The 11,557-nt window shown below is 57.1% G+C and carries 10 protein-coding genes and 2 pseudogenes; 11 read left to right on the top strand and 1 reads right to left on the bottom strand.

What is annotated here, in order from left to right; genetic code table 11:
• From WS69_RS21135 to WS69_RS33625, 3 genes and pseudogenes are all read left to right on the top strand, one after another.
• Positions 1-198, top strand: a pseudogene (locus WS69_RS21135) (aspartate aminotransferase family protein); the annotation flags it as partial.
• 61 nt (positions 199-259) lie between these two features.
• Positions 260-616, top strand: coding sequence for a hypothetical protein (locus WS69_RS33620; RefSeq protein WP_156438293.1), 357 nt, complete (start codon positions 260-262; stop codon positions 614-616).
• Positions 617-1,072: 456 nt separating this feature from the next.
• Positions 1,073-1,954 carry a hypothetical protein gene (locus WS69_RS33625; RefSeq protein WP_156438295.1) on the top strand — a complete coding sequence of 294 codons (882 nt, stop codon included), beginning with the start codon at positions 1,073-1,075 and terminating at the stop codon, positions 1,952-1,954.
• 50 nt (positions 1,955-2,004) lie between these two features.
• Here WS69_RS33625 and WS69_RS21145 read toward each other — a convergent pair.
• A pseudogene (locus WS69_RS21145) lies at positions 2,005-2,202 on the bottom strand (ATP-binding protein); the annotation flags it as partial.
• 597 nt (positions 2,203-2,799) lie between these two features.
• On the opposite strand from WS69_RS21145, the gene WS69_RS21150 reads away from it, so the two are divergent.
• From WS69_RS21150 to WS69_RS21185, 8 genes are all read left to right on the top strand, one after another.
• Complete coding sequence (locus WS69_RS21150; protein WP_059860728.1) at positions 2,800-3,198, top strand: hypothetical protein; 399 nt, start codon at positions 2,800-2,802, stop codon at positions 3,196-3,198.
• A 627-nt stretch (positions 3,199-3,825) separates the two neighbouring features.
• Positions 3,826-4,131, top strand: a complete 306-nt coding sequence (locus WS69_RS21155) for a hypothetical protein (RefSeq protein ID WP_059472639.1) — start codon at positions 3,826-3,828, stop codon at positions 4,129-4,131.
• Between the two features lie 304 nt (positions 4,132-4,435).
• On the top strand, positions 4,436-4,771 hold the full coding sequence (locus WS69_RS31740) for a hypothetical protein (RefSeq protein ID WP_082716353.1): 336 nt from the start codon (positions 4,436-4,438) through the stop codon (positions 4,769-4,771).
• Positions 4,772-5,485 (top strand): hypothetical protein, encoded by a 714-nt coding sequence (locus WS69_RS21165; protein WP_156438297.1) that lies wholly within the window; start codon positions 4,772-4,774, stop codon positions 5,483-5,485.
• A 165-nt stretch (positions 5,486-5,650) separates the two neighbouring features.
• On the top strand, positions 5,651-8,263 hold the full coding sequence (locus WS69_RS21170; RefSeq protein WP_442854917.1) for a phage tail length tape measure family protein: 2,613 nt from the start codon (positions 5,651-5,653) through the stop codon (positions 8,261-8,263).
• Between the two features lie 85 nt (positions 8,264-8,348).
• Positions 8,349-9,728, top strand: coding sequence for an HK97 family phage prohead protease (locus WS69_RS21175; RefSeq protein ID WP_059472643.1), 1,380 nt, complete (start codon positions 8,349-8,351; stop codon positions 9,726-9,728).
• A 53-nt stretch (positions 9,729-9,781) separates the two neighbouring features.
• Positions 9,782-10,234, top strand: coding sequence for a hypothetical protein (locus tag WS69_RS33630; RefSeq protein WP_156438299.1), 453 nt, complete (start codon positions 9,782-9,784; stop codon positions 10,232-10,234).
• Entirely contained in the window at positions 10,234-10,419 is a 186-nt protein-coding gene (locus WS69_RS21185) for a hypothetical protein (RefSeq protein WP_059472645.1), read from the top strand. Before WS69_RS33630 ends, WS69_RS21185 begins: the two co-directional genes overlap by 1 nt.
• Positions 10,420-11,557 lie beyond the last annotated feature (1,138 nt).

Consider the following 11,557-nt stretch of genomic DNA (forward strand, 5'->3'; position numbering starts at 1 on the left):
CGCTTCGAGAACGGCGGCGAGGTCGGCACGATCTGCCGCGACTACTGCTTCAACGGCAACCTGGTGATGCGCGCGACAGGCGACCGGATGCTGCTGTCGCCGCCGCTCGTGATCTCGAAAGCGGAGATCGACGAGATCGTCGAGAAGGCGAAGCGGGCGATCGATGCGACGGCGAAGCAACTGGGCATGGCGTCGTAGCTCAGGGCCGGCGGCACGGAGCGCGCCGAGCGGCGACTGCTTCGGATGGAATGCGTTTCGGGTGCAACGCTCCACCTTCGTTCGTTTGCCGCGCGATTACGAACAGACGATCCGCGCCCGCCGCCATACCGCTTGCGAACGCAATCCCGAGCAGCGTTCCTGCGCGGCGGCAAGCGGAAAAGAGGGGGCGTCGCGATCGCGCGGAGCCGATCCGCTGCTCGATCGCGATTCGCGCAAAGCGCCGGCTCGACGGGCCGGCGCTTTCCGCTTCGAGTCGAGACTGCCGCATTCCACGATCATGGCCGCGTACTGCGCGCTACGCACGTCGAGCATCCCGGAGAGAACAAGCTCTCCGGCCTTCAAGTGCGCGCGGGAACCACTCGTGCGCGCTCAGTTTCCGCGCGCTTTCCTTGCATGAGGACGCGTGTTAGCCCGTATTGCTTCAGGCATCAGCATGCATGGGATCTCAAGTGCGATCCCACCGTGTCACTCGAGGACGCGGCCAAGGCAATGGGCCACTTATCCGATTACTCGACTGGCAAGTACGGTCATGGGATACACGGAAGAAAGGGCAGCGGGGTGAAAGCGTTGATCGTTGAAATTTGCGGCCGGTCCGCCATTCACCGAAGGTTGATCGGCTCGCTCGCTTCAAGATCGCGAGTGCGAAGCGGCGCGACCACAAACCAAGTTGATCGCCATATGTCGGTGGCTGCCAATGCGTCGTTCATGCGTTAAAGGTACGTCGTTTTCGATGCATTCGCGGGCGCGACCAAATAACCTCGGTTAACTTTTCCCAAGAACATTCCTTCCGCACCACGATGTCCAGTATCTGCTCCGCCACTCGTCAACCTGATAACATTCCTGGCTATGACCTATGTCAGAAGTAATCGTTTCTGTAAACGCGCGAATTCATGTAGACCAAAGACGCTGGATAATTTTCGTCAAAGCTTGCGATAAATTCATTGGCTTTAAATTGGGGGCACATATAAAAATGGCAAAAATTAGATTGCACAATCAGGTATGTGCGTTTATTGATGTGCTCGGAGGAGCCAATCTGTTTAGAGGAAAAGAAAGGGGGCGAGCTGCGGATTTTTTCGCCTGCTTGGAGGAGTTTGAGCGTCGAATGAATGGATGGTCATCTCATTTTCCAGAGAAACGCCAAACACGCGCTCTCGTTAAAACCTTCAGCGACAATATCTTCGCAGCGTTTCCTTTGGGCTCGCATCCTACGATGGGCGATGAACAGGTTGTTGCACTGTTCCTAGATGAACTCACGGCACAGATACATGAACTAACACTTTTCGCCGGGTTTCCAGTGCGCGGTGCAGTGACAGCAGGGCCGTTGATGTTCTCTGACAGGTTTCTTTTTGGCCCCGCGCTGGTTGAGGCGGTTGAGCTGGAAAAAGTCGCGCTTTTTCCAAGAGTACTTTTGAGTCAGTCCGTTCTCCGATACATAAAGCCAGAAGGCCGCTATAGTTCTCTTGCATTACGGGACGCTGATGGGCGCGTTTTCCTTGACTATCTAGGGAGGAAAATATTCCTCGAATCGAAACTGAAATGGCATCGGAAATTTGTTCAGGGCGGGTTGACCGAAAACGTATCAAGGGTTCGCGAGCGTCAGAAATACGAATGGCTCGCTCGGTACCATAACTTTCACGCAATGAAGAATGGCATGACGGATCAGTTAATTCATATCGATCTCGCTACAGCGTTCGCTCCCCTGGACAACAACTTGTCAACGCCGACTGAAATCTGACCCACTTTTCGGCGATTCGCCGAAGTAAATCTGACCCGCCCGGACCCGTGTCACGCGGTTGCTTTCCCGCTTGCCCGCGTACCTGTTTGTCCAGCCCTTCGCTTGTCCTTCAACCGATAGCTCTCGCCGCTGATTTGCACGATGTGCGCGTGATGCAAGAGCCGGTCGAGCATGGCTGCCGTCAGCGTCTGGTCGTCGGCAAACGCCGTGGCCCACTGCGTGAACGGCATGTTGCTGGTCAACACGATACGGCCGAGCTTCAGCTGCACGCACAGGCTGGTAAACCCCCTGATGACGGGCGATCGCTTGGTATTGGAAGTTGCTGCGCTTGCGAATGGTTGGCGCCAGACACCTCGAAGAAGAAGTGTGACAAGAATGTGCCAACAATCCGGTTCGGCGAGGGGCACTTAGCGAGCATTTCGTCAAGTGCAAGCCCGGAAAGCAAGAAGGGCCGGCGATTGCCGGCCCTTCAGATCTTTGGTGGGCGGTACTGGGATCGAACCAGTGACCCCTGCCGTGTGAAGGGGCCTTTCAGACCCGCTCCGCCTTGCTGCGCGGGCCTTCCAGTGCTCTACCGACCAGTGAATCTACGCTGTAATCTGCGCCCGAGTGTCCCCGGAATGTCCCTGCACGACCCTGGCTGAAATGGCTGGGACGACAGGACGAGTCCAGATTGTACCACCCGGACCAAGTATCCAGAGCGACCCCCAGTAAACCGGCAGGTAGCGCACGGGAGCCTTATAGGACAGGCGTTACAGCCCGTTCGATGATGGAGGACAAATGCTCCGATTCGCTTACTTTGTCGTGATACACTAGTGCTGTTTCTACATTTTTGGCGTATGACAATGGCACTTTTTAAGCGAGATAACACCGCAGAGGCGCACGCGAAGGCGGCGGCTAAGGCCAAGACAAAGGCTGACGAATTGCGGGCATCCGCAGAGAAGGCCCGTCAGCAACTAGACGCGCTCGAAACGCAAAGCTACGCCCTTAAAGAGGGGATGAGAGACACCAAGGAGCAGCGAGCGGCCATTCGTCAGGGCGTTAAGGCGGCTGTGGAGACTGTACCGATGCCGGTACGATTGGAGGTCAATCAAGTCAAGGCGCTCAAGATTCTGGCCGCGATGCAAGGGACTACGGCGAGTGCGATCATACGCGGGTGCATTCATGACCAGTTGATTGAGATGTACGACCATTTGCCGGGATTCGCCGACGCGCTAGAGGCGGCGGGAGTGAAGGGCTTGTAATCATCACACAGGGCTCCGGCCCTATATTTTTTCCTTGCTTGTAGAAAGAGTTCACGTGTATTATCAGTCTCGTTGTTTGTAGAAAGAGTTCTTGAGTTTGCTGTGTTCCCTCCCGACACGGGACGGAGGGTGAAGTACGGGGCCGGGGTCTCCTGACGGTAACGACAAGGCTAACGACGGGCCAGACGAGCGTAACTCGTATAAGGCGTCGGCGGCATCCGAGAGCAGCCCCGGTAAGGGGATTGAAGATGCAGAGAGGCGACGGTAGGGCGTCTCTCCTGGGCGCAAGCGTTAGCCATATAGCGGCGCGTAGACCAGAAACATCCCTTGGTAACACCTTGGGAGCAAATCGAGAGGTTTGTTAAGGCGATTCCGGATAGTCGCCTTAGCCAACTTCTTCACGTCACGGGGTGCGAATGCAGCAGAAGCAAGTGATGAAATGTGAGCCGACGCGCGTTATGTCGTCGGCCATCCCCAAACATCAAGCGGCAGCATGCATCAATCCGTGCTCTCCCGGACTGAACCGCGCGGCGCGGCGTGCAGCGGCGGCGAAGGATCGGGCGTCGAAGTCGGATCTAGGCTTGTCGATGTGAATCCCTATCTCTTAATTAATAAGGAGTACGTCAAATGAGCAGCATGTATCAATCTGCACATACGCAACTTGTTCGCGCCCGTATCGCGTTTTCTCACGGCGGTCTTTGTGGGGAGCATGGTTGGCTTGCCTCGCCTGACCGGAAGAAGGTAGACGCCCGCAAGGTGTTTGCAGGGAAGGACGTAGACCGTATGTCCTCGTTCGAAATCGCCATGTGTATGTCGTCGGATATGGAGGACCGCATGCTTGCTCTTGCGACTGAGCTTGACGAGCTTGAATCGAAATATGCGGCCCTGGATGCGGCGCTGAACGCAAGCGATTTCGCGCGGGAGGCTGCGTGAAGCACGGAATCCTGTTGCTCATTTGTTTGTGCGTGTGGATCGGTAACGCTGCGATGGTGTGGCAGCCGGTCCATTTCATTTGACCGTTGGTATTACCCATAAGGAGAACTATGCTCGAATCAACCGGGATGCAGTCCCGTATGAAAAGTGCCCAGTCTGGAGAGGCGCGTGTAATCTCATTCAAGGTCCAGGCCGATATGCGGCGAGCTATGCGGCAGCGCGCGGTAGATGACGATGTAGACGTGTCTGAGGTCATCCGGCGTGCGCTTTCGTTCTATCTCGCTGAGTACCGGAGCGGTCCGCAGTGACTGTCGGCCTCCAAATCTGGGATTCTCAGGGTCGCACATTGTTGGATGCGTCGTCGCGCGCCGGACGCGTTGCGGGCGTAGTGCGAATCGATGAGCGGGGCACCACTGGGACGCGACGGCAGGCTGGAGACTCCGGCAATATCGCGGCCGATCTGTCGGGCGGCACGCCGTTCTGGGCCTTTCATCCGGACTGGTTATTTCGGCACGTCTCCCAGAATGCTCCGGTGCCTATCGTTGATATCGACGCTGCCGGTATCCGTTGGCGCTATTCGTATCACGACGGGAATTTCTATACGCCTATGCCGGGCATGCTTGTATATGGAGTCTACTGATTGACCGTCGGGTTTCAAGCGTTCACTGATAGCGGGTTGTATCAGATCGACGGACGTACGCCGAATTTCCAGTGCACGCAAATGCTAACCGCTGTCACCCAGAGTACGAGCCTGCGCGTCGCCTACAACGACGTAAATAAGCCTTTCGACGGTACGTTCTGGGTTGCTGCCTTTTCCTTCACGGCTAACACGCCGCTGTATGCGTTCGCGGCAGACGGGGGAGTCGGTGCGACGGTTTGGGACCACCAAGTGTCCGGCAACTTCCACACGGTACGTATCGTCACATGGCAGCAGGCGACGGTTCGATTCTTCGTGTTCGATTCGACTCCGCCAGTTGGTGGCAATTTCGGATTGCAGGTGTTTTCCGAGACTGGCGCATTGGTTGCTGATTCGTCACGGCCGTTCTATCGAGTGTTGGATGTTCTTCACATCCAGTACAAGCCTGGGTACGGTTGGGAGACGACCGGCTACCCACATCCACCTACGGAGTCCCGTTCATACGGCCGCCCTGTCCTTGTGTCCTGTCCGTTCCCGTGCCACAGCCTCATTTCAGGGGATGGCACATACCGACCAAGCCTCACGCTATTTCGAACAACCGGGGATACGGTTACGTGGTATCAGCAGGACTGGGCCGGAACGCCGCCGAACTGGAGCGGGTTCAACGAGACATATCACTTGCACTTTCTTGTCATCGACAGAACGGGCCTCATCTAACAAAGGAGAAACTTAATAAGTACATCAAACAACAACGTCACCGTACGTTACTCGGTGGACGCATCCGGCGCACAGGCCGGTATCAACCAGCTTCGCGCATCAAATGCGCAGTTAAACGCGTCGCAAGAGGAAGTACGGCGCAAACAGGAAGCAGTACAGCGCGCGATGCAGGAAGCCGCCAGCAACGGCTACAACCTCACCGCACGCGAGGCAAAGAAGCTCGTAGACCAATACGACCGCCTCCAAGCCACGGCAGGGAAGACGCGGTTGGAAATGCTCAATCAACAAGCCGCCGCGCGGGGTGTAACGCAAGCGTTCGCCGCCCAGACAGCAGCTATTGAGAAAGCCGCGAAGGCTGCGCACTCGTTCAGCCTCAACAACTCGGCAGCGCGTCGGGAAATGCTGGTGCTAGCTCATGAGGCTTCGCAAGGGCAATGGAAGCGATTCGGCGGTTCGATGCTCGTAATGGCTGAGGCGGCAGACGCTCTGAGTCTGGTTATGTCGCCACTTGGTATCAGCCTCGGTGCAGCAGCGGGTGCGGGTGCGGCATTCGTGGCAGCAATGGCAAAGGGTAAGGAGGAGGCCAAGCAGTTCAACGCGGCTATCCAACTCACCAACAACTTTGCAGGCCTGACGGCGGATAGTTTAGGCGTGATGCAGTTCCGGGTTGCGGCAGCGGCAAATAGTGGCCTCTCCCAGGCGGGTGACGTGCTGCGAGGTCTCGCATCGACAGGGCGCTATACGTCGAAGGAGATGGAGGGATTGGCGGAGGTCATTCTCCGCACGTCGAAAATCTCCGGTACGGCACTTGATGATGTTTCGAAGGAATATGCGAATCTAGCGGACGACCCTACGAAATGGGCCACCGAGCATAACCGGAGCATGCATTTTATGGATGCTGCAACCTACGAGCATATCAAGGCGTTGCAGGATGCTGGCGATAAGCACCAAGCCGTCCAGGCCGTAATTGAGGCTGCGCTGTCGCAGGTGCAGGATTCGAGCGCGCAGCATCTCAAGGAGTCGGCTGGATATTGGCGGGCACTGTCGAGAGAAGTCGATACGTTCTGGGTGAAGGTAAAGCAAGGTCTCAGTACGGGGCCGACGCTCCAGGATCGTATCGATTCGTTGCAGATCGACCGAGCCGCAATGGTGAAGGCGGGCGGCGGCTTCACAAGCCACTCCATCGCGGACGTAGATCGTCAGATCGCGAACCTGAAAGCGTACCAACAGAACGAAGCCAAGTATGCTCAGGCCCAAGCGGAAGGAACCGCCCGAGAGCAGGCAGCCGTAGCCGCCTCGCAACGGATGGACACGCTTCGCGATCAGATCATGACGAATGCGCAGAAGCGGCAGAAGGAACTTGCGCAACTTGCGCGGGATCAAGCCGCACTTGTCGCCGATGGTAAGGGGTTGTCTGCCACCGAGTATCAGAAGATGGTAGGCAACATCAACGAGAAATACAAAGACCCGAAACGATCAGGCAGTGGGGATAGATCGGCATGGCAGGGGCAGCTTGCCAAGTACGAGACTATCAACGCCGCTATTGCGGAAATAGCGCGACAAGACGAACGGAACCTCAAGGCGCAGTACGACATCGGCGTGTTAAATGCAGAGGACTACTATCGGAGGTTGGAAGAGCTACAGACGCGCGCCGTTGACCAGCAAATTACGAATGCTCAGAAGCGGGTTGACGTAGCTAAGGCACATCCTGAAAGCGCGACTTACCAAACCGCGCTCAAGGAACTCCAGGCGCTCCAGGCGCGACGCGTAGGTATCGAGCAAGACTTAAACAATACGCTGGAGAAGTTGCAGCGGACGCGCGCGGCGAACGTCGCGAAGTTCTCGATGCAGGAGGCGGCCGCATACGGCGCACAGATCAACAAGTATGCCGACGAGCGGAACACGCGCTTTATGCTGGCCGACGAAAAAGCGAAGTACGACGGTCTCGCGTCCTTACGTGACCAATTCGAACGCAAGATGGCGTCGCTTGCAGAATCCTACAGCGGCCCTACCGCCGACCAGAAGGAGTATCAGGAGCGGTTGCGCATCGCGGGAGAATTCTACCGGCGGGACGTTGAAGCGTATCAGGCGCGTCAAGAGGAAATGCAAGCTGTCCGCGAGTCGTTCGGTGCGCAATTCAAGCTAACGTACAACGACCTCGTAGGCTCCTCGCAGACCACCGCCGAGGCCGTTGCTCGCGGGTTCCGTGGCGCGTTCGATTCGGTTAGTAACGCGCTCGACACGTTCATCACGACTGGCAAGGCTAGCTTTAGCTCGTTCGCTACGTCCGTTCTCGCTGACCTAGCGAAGATCGCGCTGCGGCGGGCTGAGATTGCGGCGTTCAGCGGGATTAGCAGCGCGCTTGGTTTCAGCACCGGTGGTGAAGTCGCCCACTTCGCTACAGGTGGCGCGATCAGCGGCCCTGGTACGGGGACCAGTGACAGTATTCCCGCAATGCTCTCGAATGGCGAATTTGTCGTGAATGCAGCATCCACCAAGCGCTACCGTAGCCTGCTAGAGTCGATCAACTCCGGCCACATGGCGCACTTCGCGACCGGAGGCATTGCAAGTTCTCTTGCACCATCTCCGGCCCCTATGTCGGATAGCAGCGGTGGGACGAATCTCACGTTGAATCTGAACGGCGGCGGTAACGTTCTGACAGCGGCTGACCTGAAGGACTTGGCTCCGCAGATTCAGGGGCTTATCGACATCCAGGTACACAAGCGTATCACCGAGCAGGGCGGATATGCGTACCAAATCCGTAACGGCCTGCTGTAACTGACCAGTACCGCGAATCCGTCGAAGCCGGGGCGGGTTCGCTCTTGATATTTCCGGCATAAATCACTAACAATTAAGGACTACATTGCAAAAATCATTCTCGCCTATCGAGATTAAGTCGCTTCAAGCGGAGAAGCGCGAGATTGAGGGTATCGCCTCCACGCCGCGCACTGATAGGCACGGAGATATCGTAGAACCGTTCGGACTGGCCTTCGAGAGGGAGGCCGCGCTCCTGTTGAATCACGACCATTCTCAGCCAATCGGGACGGTTACTTTCGGTACGCCGACGCCCCAAGGTCTCCCTTTCAAAGCGAAGATTGCCAAGGTAGCCACTCCCGGTGTCGTGAAGGATCGAACTGACGAGGCTTGGGATAGCGTCAAGTCCGGCGTTATCAAGGGCGTTTCCATTGGCTTCATCGCGAGCAGGAAGGACATGGAGGAGCTTCCGAACGGCGGCCGACGAATCAAGAGGGCGAGCGTGCATGAACTGTCGCTAGTCGCTGTTCCAGCCAATCCAGACGCCGCAATTACCGCGTTCAAGAGCGCGCAACCTACTACCCACAAGGAGACTATGACCCGAAATTCCGCAGCAGAGCAAATTCGTAAAGCCGTTTCGATGACTCATGCAGAGGCCATTCTGGCTACCATTGAGACGGGTCATGACATCCTCGCCAAGGCGGCTGTTCCGGTAGCAACGACCGGGAATAATCCGGAACTCTACCGACCGACGCAAGCCCCCGGTGTGCTGTACCCGCCGACTACGACACCGATCATTACCGCGCTGGCCCAGATGGGTGCGCCGCAACTCCCACCGAATGTGCGTGCGCTGACGCAAGACAAGCTGTTGCAGGCTGCGGAGATTGGCGAGGGTGAGGCTGTTCCTGGAGCAGCCCCCGCAACTGCTGTGACGCTTTCAGGCATCCGCCGATTCGGTTTGCTCATGGTATTCGAGGACATGCTCTTTGCCGCAACGAATTTCAGCGACGCCGTTGTTCAGTACGTACAGGACCAGCTTGAGATGGCAGCGAATAACGCGACGGATGCGGCCATGTTCGATCTTTTTACGAAACAGGGCAAGGCTGCTGCGAGCGTTGGGGCGGCCATTGCTGCCTTTGACGGGGACTTGCGCACGGCGTGCTGGATCGGTAATCCCGTAACACTGACGGGCTTGCAGGACGCTGCGAACCCGAACATTGGCCCGCGTGGAGGCACGTATAAGACGCTCCAGGCTATTCCCTCTCTTGCTGTTCCGCACGGAAAGCTGGTTCTGGTGGACGTGAAGCGAACGGCCGTGTTCGATGGCCCGCAGATTATCGCCAAGAGCAATCAAGCGGATGTCGAGGTGGATACGCCTGATGGTCCGAAGGTGGTCCGCCTTCTGCAAGAGAACAAGACCGCTTTGAAGATCACCAAGTACGCGGACGCGAAGATCATCGCCGCGCCGCAAGTCATTACCCTCCAGTAACCAGACTCGGGCCGTTCATCCTGAATGGCCCATTACCGATAAGGATAACTATATTGATCAATCAGATTTTCAAGCCAAAGGCTCCGAAGGTCCCCGAAGATGCTGCGCTTCACTTCCATTTTGCATCAGATAGTCTGAACCCGGACGGAACGTACAAGCAGCCCACCGCGAAACCTGAGCTTGAGCCAGCAATTGCGCGAGTAGTGGAGGAAATCGGAGGTCTCCGTGTGGTCGTGGAGTCTGGCAAGGGGCTTCGCACGGTTGCACGTCTGACTTCGGCAATTGATGAGGCTATGGGGCGGTGTGCGTTTTTGTCGAAAGAGCTTGAACTCAAGCGCAGACAGTTCGCAGGAGGTGTTGTGGAGATGACTGCTGTTAACAGGGCGAATGACCAGCACAACGAGCAGCATGCGGAATTGATCAAGCTTCAGCGCGAATTGGCCCAGAGGCAGGACGCGGATGCAGCGCAAACCGAACTCCAACGCATCCTGACGGCGGTGGCGTGATGGCAGAGCGGTCTATCGAGCAGATGCGGGCGGAGCGTGACGTGCTGGCCCATGCATTCGCGCAGATTTGTGAAAGCTGCTCGGATGACGCGCGGAAGATCATGGCCCGTGTAGAGGCTATCGAGGCGGAAATCAAGAAACGGAACGACCAACCGCAACAAGGAGGCATACTGATTGGCGACTAAAGCGGCGCACCTGAGAGCGATCATTGGTCAACGGGTATCGTGGACACAGGCGGATCGAATGCAGGCAGAGCGCCTTGCGTATCTGCGTTTCCAGATCGAGAAGCTAGACCGGGAGCTAGGTCGAGAGGGTTTCAGTGTTGCTACTGCGGCGGGAGGTTCCAAGACTAACCCGAAGGTAGGCGCGCGAGAGCGTCTGGTGAAAGAGGAGGGCCAACTTACCCGGCGTCTCGGTCTGGGCCTTCAGCGAACCTCCGATAACGGCCGCAGCTACAAGGTGGCTCTCAGCCCCGGTGAAATGCGGGAGCGCCTCTGGCGAGTGTTCGAGGGCGATTGTCTCGCGAACCTCATGCCGGGGCTGTGGCTCAGTTGGACCCGTATGCAAGGCTGTGAAATCCCGGAGGACGCTACGGGATACCCGAATAACCCGCTTACCTTGCCCGTACCGGGCGAGAATCCCGGATGGGGTACGGAATTTGCCGCACTCGGGCCGGGAATTGTTCCTCCGACACTCGGAGAGCGGTTCCCCGGATGGGAGACGGCCCTTGACAAGATAGAGGCAGACCGCATCGCAAGAGGTAAATTAGCCCCCGTTTTGTGATGGGTGATTCTGGGCCGGATTCCTTACGCATCAAGGGTTTCCGGCCGTTTCGTGCCCCGAAAAAGAATTATTTTTGGGCTTGGCGATGAAACAAGACTGACCCGCCGGTGTCGGGGAATTTCGACCCTGCACTTTCACGTACCCCCGCCAGCCTGCCTATATTTTGTGCAAATTCCATAGTGCGGAAGATCATTGAGGCAACCACGGGGGAGGGGTGGTGACAACTTGGAACATATTCCGCATTTCGTGGGGGTGACTCGTCATCCCAGGAGGATCGAAGTATTTGAATACAGGACCAACGACGACTGATTGGGCTGTGATGGCGGCGAGGTCCGTTGTCCAACCCGCAGCAGAGAAGGCGGAAGCGCTCGCCGCTACAACCGGTGTGAGTGTCACGGTCAAGACCGCTGTGTATGTCGATGACGGCTCTGCACATTGGGCTACAGTCCTGACAGAGATGCTATGTAAGCGATCGATTGACCACGCCCTTGCGCTGTGACGCGAATTAGGCCGTCGTGTCGACGTTGCGCTGGGCCAGCT

Source organism: Burkholderia sp. BDU5 (genome assembly GCF_001522845.1).
GTDB classification, from domain to species: Bacteria; Pseudomonadota; Gammaproteobacteria; order Burkholderiales; family Burkholderiaceae; genus Burkholderia; species Burkholderia mayonis.

Coding starts and splice junctions, on each gene's coding strand:
- WS69_RS33625 (WP_156438295.1), top strand. CDS start 1,073: ATGTCAGAAGTAATCGTTTCTGTAAACGCGCGAATTCATGTAGACCAA.
- WS69_RS21150 (WP_059860728.1), top strand. CDS start 2,800: ATGGCACTTTTTAAGCGAGATAACACCGCAGAGGCGCACGCGAAGGCG.
- WS69_RS21155 (WP_059472639.1), top strand. CDS start 3,826: ATGAGCAGCATGTATCAATCTGCACATACGCAACTTGTTCGCGCCCGT.
- WS69_RS21170 (WP_442854917.1), top strand. CDS start 5,651: ATGCAGGAAGCCGCCAGCAACGGCTACAACCTCACCGCACGCGAGGCA.
- WS69_RS21185 (WP_059472645.1), top strand. CDS start 10,234: ATGGCAGAGCGGTCTATCGAGCAGATGCGGGCGGAGCGTGACGTGCTG.